This is a genomic window from Thermodesulfobacteriota bacterium, from assembly GCA_025062045.1.
Classification (GTDB): Bacteria; Desulfobacterota; Syntrophorhabdia; order Syntrophorhabdales; family JANXAF01; genus JANXAF01.
Genome location: JANXAF010000016.1, coordinates 1 through 15663 on the forward strand (window position 1 = coordinate 1; position 15663 = coordinate 15663).

General features: G+C 43.7%; 15 protein-coding genes and 1 tRNA gene. 3 read left to right on the forward strand and 13 right to left on the reverse strand.

All coding sequences use genetic code 11. The annotated features are described in order from the left end of the window. The 7 genes from NZ583_08625 to NZ583_08655 form a co-directional block, all read right to left on the reverse strand. Window positions 1-1692, reverse strand: a 1692-nt coding sequence (locus NZ583_08625) for an ATPase, T2SS/T4P/T4SS family (GenBank protein MCS7281657.1), incomplete at its 3' end; no start/stop codon positions are given. Continuing rightward, complete coding sequence (uppS, locus tag NZ583_08630; protein MCS7281658.1) at window positions 1689-2465, reverse strand: polyprenyl diphosphate synthase; 777 nt, start codon at window positions 2463-2465, stop codon at window positions 1689-1691. The genes NZ583_08625 and uppS, both read right to left, overlap by 4 nt. Window positions 2466-2547: 82 nt before the next feature. Next, the gene (gene radA / locus NZ583_08635; protein MCS7281659.1) at window positions 2548-3879 is read right to left on the reverse strand and encodes a DNA repair protein RadA; all 1332 of its coding nucleotides are present in this window, start codon (window positions 3877-3879) and stop codon (window positions 2548-2550) included. Between the two features lie 19 nt (window positions 3880-3898). Further along, window positions 3899-5083: a Xaa-Pro peptidase family protein gene (locus NZ583_08640; GenBank protein MCS7281660.1), complete on the reverse strand. Its 1185-nt coding sequence runs from the start codon at window positions 5081-5083 to the stop codon at window positions 3899-3901. Next, window positions 5068-5838, reverse strand: a complete 771-nt coding sequence (locus NZ583_08645) for an enoyl-CoA hydratase/isomerase family protein (protein MCS7281661.1) — start codon at window positions 5836-5838, stop codon at window positions 5068-5070. The genes NZ583_08640 and NZ583_08645 overlap by 16 nt, the downstream gene beginning before the upstream one ends. Window positions 5839-5956: 118 nt before the next feature. After that, window positions 5957-7066: a 6-hydroxycyclohex-1-ene-1-carbonyl-CoA dehydrogenase gene (gene had / locus NZ583_08650; protein MCS7281662.1), complete on the reverse strand. Its 1110-nt coding sequence runs from the start codon at window positions 7064-7066 to the stop codon at window positions 5957-5959. Window positions 7067-7113: 47 nt separating this feature from the next. Beyond that, a complete protein-coding gene (locus tag NZ583_08655) occupies window positions 7114-7866 on the reverse strand; it encodes a 3-oxoacyl-ACP reductase FabG (protein MCS7281663.1) in 753 nt (250 codons plus the stop codon). Window positions 7867-8064: 198 nt separating this feature from the next. Between NZ583_08655 and NZ583_08660 the strand changes: the two genes are divergently transcribed. Next, window positions 8065-8141 (forward strand) — tRNA-Val (locus tag NZ583_08660). Window positions 8142-8168: 27 nt separating this feature from the next. Further along, window positions 8169-8936, forward strand: a complete 768-nt coding sequence (locus tag NZ583_08665; GenBank protein ID MCS7281664.1) for a YebC/PmpR family DNA-binding transcriptional regulator — start codon at window positions 8169-8171, stop codon at window positions 8934-8936. A 17-nt stretch (window positions 8937-8953) separates the two neighbouring features. On the opposite strand, the gene NZ583_08670 is transcribed toward NZ583_08665, so the two are convergent. From NZ583_08670 to NZ583_08685, 4 genes are read right to left on the reverse strand one after another with little or no spacing between them, the layout of a single operon-like run. Beyond that, window positions 8954-9643: a DUF4115 domain-containing protein gene (locus NZ583_08670; protein MCS7281665.1), complete on the reverse strand. Its 690-nt coding sequence runs from the start codon at window positions 9641-9643 to the stop codon at window positions 8954-8956. A gap of 34 nt (window positions 9644-9677) precedes the next feature. Further along, complete coding sequence (gene porB, locus NZ583_08675) at window positions 9678-10613, reverse strand: pyruvate synthase subunit PorB (protein MCS7281666.1); 936 nt, start codon at window positions 10611-10613, stop codon at window positions 9678-9680. Continuing rightward, on the reverse strand, window positions 10610-11773 hold the full coding sequence (porA, locus tag NZ583_08680) for a pyruvate ferredoxin oxidoreductase (protein ID MCS7281667.1): 1164 nt from the start codon (window positions 11771-11773) through the stop codon (window positions 10610-10612). Before porA ends, porB begins: the two co-directional genes overlap by 4 nt. After that, entirely contained in the window at window positions 11770-12063 is a 294-nt protein-coding gene (locus NZ583_08685) for a 4Fe-4S binding protein (GenBank protein ID MCS7281668.1), read from the reverse strand. The genes porA and NZ583_08685 overlap by 4 nt, the downstream gene beginning before the upstream one ends. A gap of 111 nt (window positions 12064-12174) precedes the next feature. Here NZ583_08685 and purM point away from each other — a divergent pair, with 111 nt between their 5' ends. Then, complete coding sequence (gene purM, locus NZ583_08690; GenBank protein MCS7281669.1) at window positions 12175-13206, forward strand: phosphoribosylformylglycinamidine cyclo-ligase; 1032 nt, start codon at window positions 12175-12177, stop codon at window positions 13204-13206. On the opposite strand, the gene NZ583_08695 is transcribed toward purM, so the two are convergent. Beyond that, window positions 13201-14358, reverse strand: coding sequence for a nicotinate phosphoribosyltransferase (locus tag NZ583_08695; GenBank protein ID MCS7281670.1), 1158 nt, complete (start codon window positions 14356-14358; stop codon window positions 13201-13203). The genes purM and NZ583_08695 overlap by 6 nt on opposite strands. Before the next feature lie 82 nt (window positions 14359-14440). Further along, the coding region (locus NZ583_08700) for a radical SAM protein (protein ID MCS7281671.1) at window positions 14441-15663 on the reverse strand (1223 nt) is incomplete at its 5' end.

Here is a 15663-nt window from a genome sequence, read left to right on the forward strand (position 1 = left end):
GCACTCCTCGCATATCTTTCTTACTAGCCTTTGGGCTATAACACCTATAACGGAAGTGGAGATGAGGAAAGGTTCTATACCCATCTCTGTGAGTCTCATGAAAGTGCTTGGAGCATCATTTGCGTGCAAAGTTGTGAATACAAGATGGCCGGTAAGAGCAGCCTCAACAGCAATCTTTGCCGTCTCTTGATCTCTAGTTTCGCCAACGAGTATTATGTCGGGGTCCTGCCTGAGAAAAGCCCTAAGTACACGTGCAAAGTCTAGCCCGATGTCGGGATTGACCTGCACTTGGTTTATACCTGGAAGATCGTACTCGATTGGATCTTCCACTGTGGAAATGTTAACCTCCACACTGTTTTTTTCGGAGAGGCAGCTATAAAGGGTTGTTGTCTTTCCAGAACCTGTAGGCCCTGTCACGTAGATTATCCCATACGGTTTGGAAATCATATCCCTCACCAGTTTAAGAATCTCTTTATGGAGAATTAGTTTATCAAGACTCAATATGCTTGCGCTCTTATCAAGGATCCTTGTGCAAACCTTTTCTCCAAATTTCGTCGGGATCGTAGATACCCTAAAGTCTATGGATCTGTCTCCCATTTTGAGGGTGATTCTTCCATCCTGAGGAAGCCTCCTTTCTGTTATGTCCAGTTTGCTTATTATCTTTATCCTGCTTATGAGCGGAAGCGTTACCTTTTTTGGAAGTACCATCTCCTCCCTTAAGACTCCATCGATCCTATATCTCACCCGTAGCGACTTCTCCATTGGTTCTATGTGGATGTCGCTTGCTCCTTTCTTTAAGGCGGTTGCAATGATTGTGTTTGTCAGTCTTACGATAGGTGCACCCTCCGCTTCCCTCGTAAGGTCGGTTATGCCAAGATCCTCATCGGTCTTTTCTTCAAACTCTGCCTCCTTTAGGATGTCTGGGACAGAAGAATCCATTGCTCCAAGAATCGATTCGACATCTAACCCCCTCTTTTCTTGTCTCTTTTTCTCCTCAAGGAGCTTTGGATATTCTTTTTCGAGGAACTCTTTAAAGTCTCCTTCAGATATCACAACTATCTCTATCGCAACGCCTTTTACAAATTTTCTAACCTCATCGAGGGCAAGAAGGTCATTGGGATTCACCATCGCTAAAGTAAGAGTACCGTTGGAGTAAGCGATTGGAAGTATTTTATATCTCGTTATCGTCTGGGGGGGCAAAAGATGAACCACACCGGGGTCAAGTTTGCATTTGGTAAGTGACACAAAACTTATACCTTTTTGCAAGTTCATCGATTCCATCCGCTCAGCCACTATTCGATTCAACGCAATGGAGATGTTCGGGTGGGCTTTCAAAAGTTCTTCAAAATCATTTCTCTCTAAAACAAAAACTTCTGTCTCTTCGGCTGCGACGCAGCTCGCGCTCCTCGGTTTCCCTGTAAGGAGTGCCATCTCACCGAAGCAAGCTCCTGCTCCGAGGCTGGCGATTGTAAGGTCCATTCCGAGAGCTGGTTCTCTTTTTTTCACTTCGACCCTTCCGGATTTTATTATGAACATGGAGTCTCCCGGAGACCCTTCCCTTACTATAGCTGTATTAGGTGGGTAAATTCTCACTTTAAGCTTCTTTGCCAGTTTTTCCAAAGAATCATCATCCAGATCCTTTAAAAGGTCCGACACCCTAAGGGATGCAATTTTCTCTTCTAAAGACGTCATCTTCCGAACCTTCTCTTTCTATGTTGGTAACTCCTTATGGCTCTGAGAAAGTCTATCTTTCGAAAAGCTGGCCAAAGCGCATCACAAAAGTAGAATTCACTGTACGCGCTCTGCCACAAGAGAAATCCGCTTAACCTTATCTCTCCACTTGTCCTTATGATTAAGTCTGGGTCAGGGATGCCGTAAGTGTATAGATACTTTCCAACATCCTCCGTCGTTAACCCTTCAATTATCTTTTCAATGTTCTGAGTCTTTTTCGAAAGAATCGCCTTTTTTACAGCCTCAATTATCTCTTCGCGACCCCCATATCCCAGTGCGATATTAAGGATTCGGTCCTTGTTATCCTTTGTGGACTTTTCCACTATTCGCACAACCTCCTGGAGTCTTACGGGAAGGATACTAGTGTTTCCAAGAATTTTTATCCGGTAACCGTATCTCTTCACCATCGGGTTCTTCGAAAGGTCATAGAGCTTACTTTCGATTATAAAGAGCAGTTTTTCCAGCTCTTCCGGCTCTCTGTAAATATTATCCGTCGAAAGTACCCAGATCGTTACCACTTTTATGTTGAGCTCAGCACACCAGATCAAAAGCTCGTCAACCTTCTGGGCACCCAACTTGTGGCCCATTGAGACATCTGAAAATCCCATCTCTTTGGCGTAGCGTCTATTTCCATCCAGTATCAACGCCACGTGAGCTGGGATTATTCCTTTTAAAACTTGTCTCTCTAAAAATTTTTCGTAAAGATAGTAAATAGGCTTTAAAACGAGGGACATCCTTTAAATTATAGCAGATTATAGGCTACCAAAAATAAAAATTACAAAATTTTCCAAGCCAATTTCATGCAAGCTTGCCTGTTTAGGATGAGAGATTTAGAAGTCGTTCGTGTAGCTCTTTTATATCCTCAATTTGTATCACCTCAATCCCTTTCAATTTAGGCAGACCTTTCGGACCAAACACTTTTTTTATTCCGATCCTAGAACACTCCTTCATCCGGTTTTCTGCGTAGAGAACTCGCCTTATCTCTCCTGTAAGTCCTACCTCCCCGAAGAAGGCAACGTCTTTTTTTATTTTAAAGTCTCCAACACTCGATAGAATCGCGGCAGCAACAGGAAGATCAGCTGCCGGTTCGCCTATTTTTATTCCCCCTGTTATGTTCACGTAGATATCTCTGTCAAAAAAGCTTTTACCCAAGGCTTTCTCCAAAACGGCAGAAAGTATGTATAGTCTATTTAAGTCGTAACCAAGTGCGACCCTTCTGGGATTTGAAAAATTGCTCCTCGGAGTTATAGCTTGGATTTCCACTATGATGGGCCTCGATCCTGAAACATATGGAAAGAGCGCACTTCCTGAGCTTTCGATTTTTTTTTCGCTTATAAAATATTCTGATGGGTTTTTGACGCCTAAAAGTCCCTCTTTCGTCATTTGGAAAATACCGATTTCGTCTACGGGTCCGTATCTATTTTTCGTTACTCTAAGAATTCTATAGGGCAGAATCCTTTCCCCTTCGAAGTATAAGACGGTGTCAACCAGATGCTCTATCATTTTTGGTCCCGCAATCTGTCCCTCTTTTGTGACATGACCTATGAGGATGTGGGCCGTATCTTTCTCTTTAAAGTGTTTTACAAGTTTTATAGATACGTCTTTTAGCTGAGCTATACCCCCAGGGATGGAGGGTACCTCAGGGTTAAATATGGATTGAATTGAGTCAACTATGACAAGATCGTAGCTCGTCTCTTTTGTAGCTTCAATTATATCATGCAAGTTAGATGTTGAGAGGACTGGAAAATTGTACCTCAGATTCAGTCTTTTTTTTCTGGATAAAAGCTGTTTTGGCGACTCCTCACCAGAAACGTAAAGGCATTTATGGTCAATCTCTACGATTCTGGAAGCTATTTGGAAGCAGAGGGTAGTCTTTCCTATTCCCGGATCACCGCCTAGCAACACAGAAGATCCTCTAGTCAGTCCTCCTCCCAAAACCCGGTCCATCTCGTCTATTCCAAGAATTATTCGGTCTTCTTCCACTTCCTCGTCGCAAATAACTAAAGGTTTTTCGCGAAGCTGGGACTCTGCGTTCCTCTTTTGAGAAACCTCTTTTAAGGAGTGCCAGGTCTGGCAATTAGGACACCTTCCAAGCCATCTAACCGATTCGTATCCACAAACTTCACACACGTAGAGACTCTTTTTCACGGTCTTTGGCTTTCGTATATCAGACTATGCAGATTTTTTCATCGTTATCCGTTATAATTCTCACCCTTCCATCTTTATAGACGATGGTATTCTCAATTCCACAAGCCCCCTCCCCTTTAAATACCATTTTTGGTTCTAACGCAAACACAGATCCCTCATCTATAGGATATTCGTGATTTTCAGCAATGAAAGGAGATTCGGAGAGTTCAAGCCCGACTCCATGTCCAACGAATCTGACCTTGAACGGTTCATATCCTAAGTAATTTTCGCCATATCCATACTTTTCCGCTATTTTCTTTCCTATTCTGAAAAGTTCATCGCTCGTTGCTCCCCTGGGAATGAGCTCAAGAATCCTATTCTGGATCTCCCTTGAAACCTCGTATGCGTCGAAAAATTTCTTCGGAATCTTTCCTATGGCAAATATTCGGGTCTGATCAACGTGATAGCCGTGATAGCTGACCCCAAAATCTACAAGAATAGGTTCTCCTTCCCTTATTTTTTTGAAGCTCGCCCCTACCGGAAAGGCAGGTGATAGCCCTAGTCCAGTCATCGGCGAATCTGCAGGACCCACTATACTTCCCGATTCACCACTCAGTATGTGCCATGAGTACGGTTCGTAGTTTAGGGACCTTATCCTCAAGATGCCTTCGTGGCCTAGACTTTTAGCATACGCTTCGAGGATGCCCCCAAGCTCAATCTCTGTCATCCCTTCTTTTAAAACCGAAGGCAAATACTCATAAACCTTCTTTTGGATCTCAGAAGCCTTCTCAAGTAGCATAATCTCAAATTGGGATTTTTTCTTTCTTAGCCGTTTCACAAGATCGGACGAATTTTTGACCTCGCTGAATCCTATGATGTTTTTAAAGTTTACAACATCTAGGTAAGGCATAACATCGATTTGCAGTCCAACAGTTCTAAGAGGAGGGATGTGTCTTTTTATCTCCTTGTAAGAGCTAACCTCCAAAATGTGCTTTAAGGGCGACTCCGCTTTAGCCCTGGATATCTCCCTTTTGACGAAAAGTACCGGTTCTTCGTTCGATGGGACGTAGAGTAACGCATCCTGCATTGTCCCGGAAAGGTAATAGTAGTCTACCTTATAGTGGAAAAAAGCAGCATCCATACTCTCTTTTTCAATGAGTACCCTTAACTTCGTTAGCCTATCTTCTATCTCTTCTTTGGGAGTTAAAATCAGGCGTTCTTCCATTCCGGCTTTCTCTTCTCAAGAAAGGCCCTAATACCCTCCTTTGCGTCGTGTGTGGACATAAGACCTTGCAAGTAGTAAAGCTCAACAACTTTCAGGGCATCCAAAAAGGAAAGACCCAGACTCGCCTTTACTGCCCTTTTAACCCATATTGCGATTGCTCTGCTTTTGTTCAAGTAGTCGGAAAGGTATTTTTCAACTTCCTCTCTGAAATTTTCTGAAGGAAGGACAGTCGTAACTAATCCTATTTCCTTCGCTTCCTTCGCGGAAATGATCTTTCCAGTGAGCAGAAGCTCGTAAGTCTTCTGTAATCCGATTATTCTTGGAAAGTATGCTGCAGCAACCGGAGGAAAAACCCCTACTCCTATTTCTGGCTGTCCGATCCTTGCTTTTTCTGAAGCGATAACAATGTCACAGAAAGCCATAAGTTCGCATCCTCCACCCAAGGCTCTCCCATTCACGCAGGCAACGGTTGTTATGTCAAGTTCGGAAAGATTTCTGAACATCCTATGGAATACCTCTATCATCTCATTTACCTTTTCCTCAGTGTGGTCCTCAACTGATACACCGTCACAGAATGCCTTCTCTCCCGCATGGTCAAAAAGAAGGATCTGAATGGTTGGATCATTCTTCGCATCAATTATCGCATCATTTATCTCTTTCATCATTTCGATAGTGAGCCAATTGGAAGGTGGCGCATTTAGTACGATTCTTGCAACCTTGTCCTTCTTCTCATAAATAATGAACTTATAATTCATTTTGCCCTCCTCTAAAGAAAATAAAAACGGGGGCTTTTAGCCCCCGAATTGAATTCTTTCCACTTAATACCAACATCTTCTACGATGAACCTGAATATCCATTCATGAGCAACGTCTTTTAAAAATCAGGCTTTAATACAACTCTCCTTTCTGGCGATCCTGCCTTATGAATCTCCTCGAACGTCTCAACTATCGTGCTCATCGGTCTTACTTCAACAAAGGGATCTATAACTATCTTCTTATTCAAGACCATATCGAGGACTATGGGATAGTACTCAGGCAAACATCCCCAGGTTCCGATAATCTCAGCGTCGAAGGCCATAAGTCTCGAGATCATATACTCATTCTTTGCGAGACCGAATCCTACAACTATGAGTTTGCTCACAAATGTTATAAGGTCAAGCCCTAGATCTTGGCCCTGCTTCGTTCCAGACACTTCAAAAATTTTCCAACCAGCCGTATCGACGCCATTTTCTTTACAGAAATTCCTCCATTCTCCCACAATGGCTTTGTTGTCCCGATCGAGTGTGCTTATCACGTAGTCACATCCGTATTTGAGAGCCCTTTCCAGTTTCTTTGGGTTTCTGGCTATGCCTATGACGTACTTCGCTCCAAGAGCCTTTGCCATCTGAACCATGTACACTCCGACTCCCCCTGTAGCACCGATAACGATGACATTATCGCCCGGCTGTAAATCGGCCCTTTTAGCCGCCTGAAAAGGCGTCGTTACTGCGTCAGCGATCACCGCAAGCTGCTCCAAGTCGTAACCTTTTCTGTCTCGGACCTCGCAAAGATCTATGGACGGAACGGGGATATGGCTTGCGAAACCTCCGTATATACCCAAGGAGTTTCCAGGCATTTTCTGATTCAAGCATCTATTGCCCCTTCCAGTCTTGCAAAGATAGCATTTTCTGCAAGGCATGACCGCAGGGATTATGACTTCCTTTCCGATCCACTGGGGGTCACCTGCCACGACCCTTCCGCTAATTTCATGGCCAAGGGCGAGTGGCGGTTTACTGACAGTGGGGACTCCGTCATAGAAGTAACCGAGGTCGGTGTGACATACGCCACAACCTGCAACTTCCACTAAGACCTCCCCCTCTTTTAAGTCCGGAACTGGAACTTCTCTAAGCTCAATCCTTCCGGGGATCGTTTCTTTCGTCTCCTTGTTAAAGGTTGTAGGCTGAACCATCTGCCACTGTTTTATAACTTTTGGAACATCAGGCATCTTTACACCTCCTCTTTGATTTGAAAAGCCTCTCCCTTTCGGCTTTTCTATGTAAGACCGTATCCGCCGTCCACACAGAGAAGCTGACCTGTGATGTACCTTGAATCGTCAGAGGCAAAAAAGACAAATGCAGGGGCTACTTCGTCAGGTTCTGCGTACCGACCGAGAAGAATCCTTCTTAAATAAATCTCCCTCAGTTTTTCATCCGTCGTTATCTTTTCAGTCATCTCTGTTGTAACTATTCCGAGACAGATACAGTTTGCAGTCACGTTATACTTTGCAAGCTCCCTCGCCATAGATTTCGTCATGGCCACGACACCGCCCTTTGCTGCACTGTAATTTATCTGACCGATTGTCCCGACAACACCAGCAACGGAAGTGACGTTTATTATTCTGCCGTAGTTCTGTTCCATAAAATATTTCGACGCCGCTTTCACCATGAGCCACGGTCCACGCATATGTACATTCACCACTTCATCCCAGGATTCGACATCCATTTTGTGGAGGAGCGCGGGCCTTGTTATTCCGGCGTTGTTCACAAGGATGTGGACAGTTCCGAAGGCCTCCACACAGGTCTCAACGATTCTTTTCGCATCCTCTTCTAAAGCCACATTTCCCTTAACTGCAACTGCCTTTCCTCCCATCCCCTTTATCATTTCTACCACTTCATTTGCAGCTTTCTCATTACCCGCATAGTTCACAACCACATTGGCTCCTTCTTTCGCGAAGGCAAGGCATACTGCCCTTCCTACGCCTCTTCCACCACCAGTTACTATTGCATTTTTTCCCTGGAGTTTCATGGCTACCCCTTTGAGTTTGTGAAAAATTTTATTTGTGCTATATATAATTTAAAGCTATCACCATGTCAAGAAAAAACGGGAAAAACGACGAATCCTTTCAAAAATCTTCATCTTATTTGGAATGAGATTCTGCCAAAAATCGCCAAGCAGTTTCGTTAATTTGATTTGGATAAAAGAATGTTGTAATTTATCTTTTGTGGGCGGTTAGCTCAGGTGGTCAGAGCGCTGGTCTCACATACCAGAGGTCACAGGTTCGAATCCTGTACTGCCCACCATGAACTATAGGATCTCCGGGGGGAAGAATGGCAGGCCACAGTAAATGGAGTTCTATAAAACATAAAAAAGGCCTTATGGATGCAAAAAGGGGGAAAATTTTTACTAAACTCATAAGAGAGATCATGACTGCCGCACGGCTTGGAGGAGGAAATCCCGAAACAAACGCAAGACTTAGGCTTGCCATTCAACACGCGAAGGCCGAAAACATGCCGAAGGAAAATATAGAGAGGGCAATAAAGAAAGGGATAGGTGCTCAGGAAGGCGGAGAACATTACGAAGAGTGCATTTACGAAGGCTATGGTCCTGGCGGAGTTGCGATCCTCATAGAAACATTGACAGACAACAAAAAGAGGACAACAGCTGAGATAAGGCATATCCTCTCACGGCTCAACGGAAGTCTGGGAGAGGCCGGATGTGTCTCCTGGTTATTCCAAAAAAAGGGTTTCTTCTCATTCGATAAAAGTGTTGTCGACGAAGATAAAATTGTGGAACTTGCACTAGAAGGTGGTGCAGAGGATGTGAAGTCGGACGAAAACGAAATTGAGGTTTACACTGATGTGGCAAGTTTTGAAAAGTTAAAGAAACTCTTCGATGACCATAAAATCCCGTACTTGGTAGCCGAGATCAGCATGATACCTCAAACACTGGTTAAGCTTGAAGGTAAAGATGCTGAAAACATGCTCAAGCTTATGGAAGCATTAGAAGATTCGGATGATGTTCAAAAAGTCTACGCAAACTTCGATATACCGACTGCGGAAATGGAAAGAATCACACAGGGCAAGCTAAGCTCCTAGGCTAGATTATCTAGGATTCAATATAGTCTAAGCCTTTTTACTTCTCCAGTTCTTCCTGAGAACCCGATGTCCTGACCGTTAAGTATGAGTCTTATGCCACCGGCATTTCCGACAAGAAGGTCAAAACCCTCTTTGGCATTTAAAACCACCACATCCTTAGGATTCAACATAAATTCTTTTTTTTCCTTTCCGTCCACCACAACACTCACCCACGTCCTTTCGTGGCATGTGATCACGAGCTTCTTCTCAGTAAAAGGCGTCGTATCAAAAGATGGGCTCTCCGCAAGAGAAGCCCTTTCAACAACAGACTCTTTCGAAATTGGAACGGTGTTTTCATCCTTTTCTAGAATGAAAAAAAAGGCGAAAACTAAAGGAACTATTACGAAAATCAGGTACTTCTTATAAGCTGAAAACGATCTTTGCGGTTTTTTTACAATGATCTCTTGAGGGTTCGGTTTTTCTTTTCTTTCCTTTAATATTTCCGATATTTTTTCCCTTAGTTCTTCTTCGCAGCCGAGCAACCGACTGTACAGTTTTAAATAACCGGAAAGGTAAACGAAGGGAATCCTTTCTTCGGCTTTTCCAGCCTCTATCTGTTCAAGTATATGCTTTCTTATGCAGAGTCTTTCGCTAACCTCTTCTAGTGTTAGACCTTTTTCCTCTCTTCTACTTTTAAGCCATCTGGCTAAGGTCTCGAAATCATTCACTAATTAGATAAAATACACCATTTTTTGGGCCTCATCAAGGTTTTGTTGCTTCACATAGCCTAAGTAACCTTTCCCATTCCTTGTTTATCCTCTCTTGGATCTCCGTTATTTCTTTTTCGGTTAAGTGTCTGAACCTGCCTTGGCCCTTCATATATTCTTTTACCGGTATTAGGCTTTCTGGCTTGTAAGTTAATCTAAATACCCCATTTTCGACTTCATACAGAGGGAAAAACCCCGATCTTACTGCAAGTCTACCATATTCTATAGCCAGCTCGGAGGGGATCCTCCATCCTGTGGGACAGACACTTAGGACGTGAAGGTAAGCAGGTCCATTTACCATTGTGGCTTTCTTTACTTTATTTAAGAAATCAAATGGATAGGAAGGGCAAGCAGTTGCAACATAAGGGATATTGTGGGCCGCCGCAATTTTAGGCATGTCCTTTTTCCAAGTGGACTGTCCTATGCTCTTTTTACCGGGTGGGCTTGTTGTAGTGAAGGCGCCGTAAGGTGTGGCGGATGATCTCTGAATACCGGTATTCATGTATGCTTCATTGTCGAGACAGATGTAAATCATTCTGTGTCCCCTCTCGAGAGCACCAGAAAGCGCTTGAAGCCCTATATCGCTAGTTCCGCCGTCTCCGGCAATCCCAACAACGTTTATTGGGACGTCTGGTATCTTTCCCTTCTGCCTCAGTATCCTGATTGCGCTTTCAATTCCGGAAGCGACAGCTGCTGCGTTCTCGAATGCTACATGAATCCAAGGCAGTCTCCAGCACGTAAGTGGCAGAGGTGTCGAGATTATCTCCATGCATCCTGTTGCCATAGCAAGGATCGTGTTCTTTCCTAGGACTTTGAATGCAAGTCTCAGGGCCAAAACTTCAGCACATCCTTGACATGCCCTGTGTCCCGATGCAATGTACTCAGCATCCGGTTTCTCTGTGTATCTCTCTAATGTTTTATATATCTTCATCCTCGCACCCCTATAACTTTGTAATTCATTTTTCCATCTTTCTGGAAAGGATTCGTGGCAATTGTGATGAATTCCTGTGGGTCCACATCCCTGCCACCGAGCCCTGCAATGTAATTCTCCAGCTGGATTTCCAGCCTATTATGGAATGCCAAAGACGAAATCTCGTTAAAGAGTGGGGTATTTTCTGCTCCCTGGGGCATCGCCCTTTCTATTACCATAAGCCGTTTTAAGTTTTTGAGAATCTCAATTAGTTCCTCCGAAGGGAAGGGTCGGAAAAGTCTAAGGGAGATAAGACCGATATTTTTGCCCTTTTCTCTAAGTGCGTCTATAGCCGTCTTTATATTCTCGTTTATGGTTCCGAGGGCAAAAAAAGCGCTCTCCGCCCCATCTAGATTGTACGTTTCAATGATATTGTAGCGCCTTCCAAATACTCTCCCAAACTCCTCCATCACCTCTTTAACGACTGCCTTGGAACCCTTAATCGCCATCTCCTGTGCGTACTTCGCCTCAGTGTAAATCTCTGGCATCCCGTATGCACCCATAGTCACGGGTCTTTCCGGATTCAGGGTAAAGAGAGGATTATAAGGTGGCAAAAACGAATCGACTAGTTCCTGCTCGGGAAACTCGACCGGTTCTATAACATGGCTTAATGTGAATCCATCTATGTTTACCATTACCGGCAGAAGAACCCTTCTATCTTCCGCAATCCTGTAAGCCATGATCACGGAGTCGACAGCCTCCTGTCCGTTTTCGCAAAAAAGCATGATCCAGCCACAGTCTCTTGCGGCCATAACGTCCGAATGGTCACACCAGATCGAAAGAGGTGCTGAAAGGGCCCTGTTTACTAGAACCATAACTATTGGCAGTCTAAGACTTGACGCGATAAAAAGGATTTCGTGCATGAGTTCAAGGCCTTGGGCTGATGTGGAAGTAAATGTTCTGGCTCCTGCGGCTGCTGCTCCTACGCAGGCTGAAAGCGCCGAATGTTCTGACTCTACATTCATATATACGGCTTCCAGTTCACCATCGGCGACAAGTTCCGCCAAACGCTCAACTATATGGGTCTGTGGGGTTATGGGATAAGCTGAGATCACTTCCACCCGTGCCAATTTGGCCGCTTCGGCAATTGCTGCCGAAACTTCGATTCCTACCCTCTTCATTTTCTATCCTCCACCATCTGGATTGCTTCGAATTTACATTCTTGGGCGCATATCCCGCAGCCTTTACAGTAGTCAAGGTCCGGTGCGAAGAATCCTTGCTCGTTCGGCTTCATAGCGTTATCCGGACAGAATAGCCAGCAGAGTCCACATTTTGTACATTTCGAGTAATCTGTCTGGGGCCTCATAATTCGCCAGTCCCCAGTTTTGTAGACGATAGAGTTTCCGGGTTCATCAATGACACAACCCACGTTAAGTTCGTACCATCTGTAACTCTCCATCGGTTTAGCCATATCCTTCCTCCCAGGCTACTTTGAGGGTTTTATTTATAATACGCAGAGTGGAGTTTTGGCAAGAAAATTTTGTTTGACTTTGTTTTTTGACCAAATATAAAAAAAGCTATGATCACGTACAGGGACGCTGGTGTCGACATCGAAAAGGCAGAAAGGCTCATAGATAGTATAAAAGCAAGGATAAGTTCAACCTTCAATCCGTACGTTCTCAACCCCATTGGAGGATTCGCTTCCCTTTTGGCCATCCCAAAGGAGTACAGAGATCCTATAATTGTAGCATCGACAGATGGTGTGGGAACCAAACTGAAGATTGCACAGAAACTTAAAAATCACAGAACAGTCGGTATAGATCTTGTTGCCATGTGTGCAAACGATATTTTGACGTACGGAGCAAGGCCCCTCTTTTTCCTCGATTATTTTGCCTGCGGAAGATTAGACGATAAGATCTACGAAGACGTGATATCCGGAATATGTGAGGGCTGTTCAATGGCTGGTTGTGCCCTTGTAGGCGGAGAGACAGCTGAGATGCCATCGTTCTACAAGAAGGGTGAATATGACCTTGCGGGTTTTATCTTGGGGATAGTCGACAAGGAAAAGGTCGTTGACGGAAAAGGTATAACTGAAGGTGACTTGGTTATAGGCATTGGATCCAGTGGTCTTCATAGTAACGGCTTCTCCTTGGTTCGAAAGCTCTTTTTCGAACTAAAAAGAGTCCGACTTGACCGCAAAATGCCAGGTCTTTCTGGAACTCTCGGAGAAGAACTTCTAAGACCCACAAAGATATACGTCAAGCCCGTGCTGGAAATTCTAAAGATCTTTAAGATCAAAGGGATGGCCCACATAACGGGAGGTGGGATTTACGGGAATCTGAAAAGGATAATACCTCCAAGCTATATGGCCGATCTCGAAATAAAAAAGGAAAGAATCCCTCATATCTTTCTTTTGATAAAGGAGATGGGAGAGCTTTCCTACGATGAAATGTTTTCTACCTTTAATATGGGGATAGGATTCGTACTTATTGTCGAAAAAGAGGAGGGTACTAAAGTTATAGAATCTTTAAAAGAGAAGCAGGAGGAAGCTTTCCTGATAGGCGAAATAAAAAAGAAAGTTCAAGAAGAAAAAGTACGAATCACTCTTTTATAGGTCAAAATGCTCAAGTTGCTTTAACACGTAGGATCTTATCTCTTGTGGTGACTCATTTCCGAAGAGGAATCTTTTATTTTCGTACCATGGGATGAGAAGATCCTCCATAAAATTTCCACATTCGCACATAATCTTTTCAGTCGATGCGGGCAGAACCTTGTCATTATAACAGACTGGACATCTCAAAACCCTTTTAGAGCCTGACATTTTCCCCTTTTTGGAGACCGGTTTTCCTTCAATCTCAACTATATCCATTGCGAAATCTATAACTCTTGCATTCGTTATCGATGTTCCAACTCCATATGCGTCAACAAACTTGTTCATCTCGAGTATCTTATTTTCATCGATGCCTCCGCTCACGTATATCTTTACGTCTTTGAAACCCCTTATGTCGAGCTCCCATCGTACTTCTTCGAGTATCTTTATGAAATCTCCTCTCCTTGAGGAGGGCGTATCGAGCCTAATCCCAAAGAGTCTTCCTCTTAGCGCCTCTGCAACCCTTATAGCCTCAACTTTCTCATCAAGAAAGGTATCTATCAACGATATCCTCTTTATCTTCTCATCTATAATTTCGTCAAAGGCCAAAGTCGCCTCAACAGTATCGCCGAAAATCAAAACGAGAGCGTGTGGCATGGTCCCCATCGGCTCCTCCCCCAGCATCTCAGCATCGAACACAACCGAGACACCATCACAGCCACCTATGAACGCACTTCTTTCTACCATTGGAGCAATAACGGGGTGGATTCTTCTTGCTCCAAAACTTATAACAGGTCTCGGGCCCGCCGCTTTTTTACATCTTGCTGCCTTAGTCGCAACACCGGAAGACTGACAGAGCAACCCAAGGATTGCGGTCTCATATAGGCAGAATTCCGTGTACATCCCTTCTATCTCTAAAACTGGCTCATAGGGCCTAAATATGGTCCCTTCCCTCATACACCTGGCCTTTATGTTGAGCCCGTCTATTAATCTTCCCAACTCTTCTACACCTGAGAGAACCCCCCATTTTGCCCCTTCAGGAAGCCTTTTAACAATAACCTCCGCTTTTACGTATCGATCTATGTTCTTCTTTTTAAGGATCGTGTAAGTGTTTACGAAGTAAAGATCTGTCACTTTCCCCTTCTTTATGTCTTCAAAGCTCGCTGTAAAGAACATAATCCATGTCCTCCGTGGAGAATTTGTAACATATTAATAGATCTCTCGTTGGCTTGTAAACTGAAAACTTTTAGCTTATCTTCTATTCCGTTTTAAATTCGACGTAGTACGATGTTTTAAATCCTTTTATTTTTTGACCTTCCATCAGCCTAAAAAACTCTTCAATTATCTCCTTATTTTGAGGTTCTTCGAAGAATCTATGAACTTTCTCGTCAAATGCAAGAAAAGACTTTTTATTGATGAACCACTTAAAGATTTCGTTATCTTCAGGAGTCGGAAGCTCAATGTCCTTTAAGGTTATGTTTTCTTTGCACCTATCAACGAATCCTTTGAGGAAATTTACAAACCTGCATATCTTTAGCAATGTAAAGAGCGCATCCCTCGAAAAAAAAGGATTGATGGGAAGAAGCACGCTCGATCTCATATAGTGCAATTTCTCATACCACTTATCTCCGAGTACCCTTCTAGTTTCATTACTTTTCGGAAAAAGGTAATAGATGCTCGGACCAAGTAAACATCTTCTCTGGGCGAGGAAAGATATCGTTTTGAGAACATCAAAAACAGTCTGGTTCGGTAGCCCAACGATAAAATGGACCTCTAGATTGAGTCCGGAGGACTCTAAAATCCTAAAAATCTTTTCCCAATCTCCAGTTAGGCGCCTTCTTTGTCCGAGAAGGACAGAGGGTGACAGATCCACAAGCGAGAGGTTAAGCCTTTTAAACCCCACTTCCTCCATTTTTTTGACTATCTTTTCCGTTATGCTTCCGAAATATATTCCATTCATGGCGGAGAGAAAAAATCCCCGGTTTTTGAAAAGCTCAAGAATCTTAAGGAACCTTTCCTCACCTGATATAAGCATGTCGTCTTCGAAATCGATCCACTCTACCCCATCCCGTTTTAGCGAGTCCAACTCTGCTTCTATCGATTCGAGTGATCTCTCTCTGTATGGCAGAGCCATCTTTGAGCAGAATGCACATGAGTTCGGGCATCCCCTCGATGTGAGAAAAAAGGTATACGCCTTATTTCCTATTTTGTAGTCATCTCTTCTTATAAGTTTTCTTTCGGGTACGGAATCTATCTCTTTTTCGTAGTTCAGTCTCTCTGAAAGATAGATTCCACTTTTAGTCTTAAAACAGAGTCCTTCTATATCTTTCAAGTCCTTACTCTTTCGACCCTGAAGCAAGCCTATAAGTTCAAAGAGAGGGGTCTCCCCCTCACCCCGGATAACGTAATCTACGAATTCCTCTTTCAATAAAAGTCCTGCTAGGGATGTTGCGTGGTGTCCTCCAAAAATGGTGATCGCAT